The following is a 958-nucleotide window of genomic DNA, read 5'->3' as shown; positions in this document are numbered from 1 at the left end:
CGCGAGTCCTACCTCGGCTTTGTCGCTCTCGCCTCAATCAAGCTATGGATACCCTTTGTCCACGAAACCTAGAAAACTCCCGCTCTTCTACCTTTGTGCTGATTGCATTGTTCAGACCGGTCATCCCACCAACAATCGCACCGGCCGGACCGAACAATGCCCCTCCAACAACAGACCGACCAACAACGCTCTTCTTTGGCTCACTCGAAACTATGGGAATTGCTTGCTTATAATATTCCGTACTTTGATATTTCGGACTTGCTATGTTCATTGACATAATTTGGTTTACAGCGATCGTCTGATCATTTAATATTTGAAAATCTTCATCGTTTTCTATAAATTGGACAATACGAAGCAAGCGGCCTTCTGCGCCGCTGGCGAAAAAGCAATTTGGCTGGCCAGAAACATTCATCATCCGCCCTTCGGATTTAAAATCCCAGCCGGCCATCCCCTCCAAAAAGGACTGCTTTAGGCGCTGAACTTCCGCCTTTTTAGCCTCTTCCGCTTCCTTTTTAAGCCTTAAGCTTTCGTCTTTTTGACGACGTTCTTCTTCGGCTGCCGTTTTAGCGGCAGCCAGACGCTTTTTTCCAAAAAGCCAGAACGGAATTGTTGCAATAACTATACCCAGAAAAAAGGAGAAAAACCCCATTCCATCAGGAATTTTGAGAGAACCAACAAGGCTCGCAACTACAAATCCACCGATGACTATTGTCCACCCAAGCCCACGGACATTTGTCGGAAAAGCCCTCGGCACGAAGGAGAAGGCGGTAACAATACTTCCAACAACAATGCCGAAGCTTAGAGAATTCATCGCCCCCTCCTAAATTCACATTACCCCTTAGAGCCCCGAACATGCATTTCCAAGTACGCTATTATATCAAATGACACTAGGTTTCGTGGACAAAGGGTATCCATAGCTTGATTGAGGCGAGAGCGACAAAGCCGAGGTAGGACTCGC

At 47.0% G+C, this 958-nt stretch carries 1 protein-coding gene; it reads right to left on the bottom strand.

The annotated features are described in order from the left end of the window. Positions 1-37 precede the first annotated feature (37 nt). Positions 38-811: a hypothetical protein gene (locus tag ACFQ00_RS19995; RefSeq protein WP_381495327.1), complete on the bottom strand. Its 774-nt coding sequence runs from the start codon at positions 809-811 to the stop codon at positions 38-40. Positions 812-958 lie beyond the last annotated feature (147 nt).

This window comes from Sphingosinicella xenopeptidilytica, from assembly GCF_042676985.1.
Classification (GTDB): domain Bacteria; phylum Pseudomonadota; class Alphaproteobacteria; order Sphingomonadales; family Sphingomonadaceae; genus Sphingosinicella; species Sphingosinicella xenopeptidilytica.
This window is presented reverse-complemented; position numbering and strand designations above follow the sequence as displayed.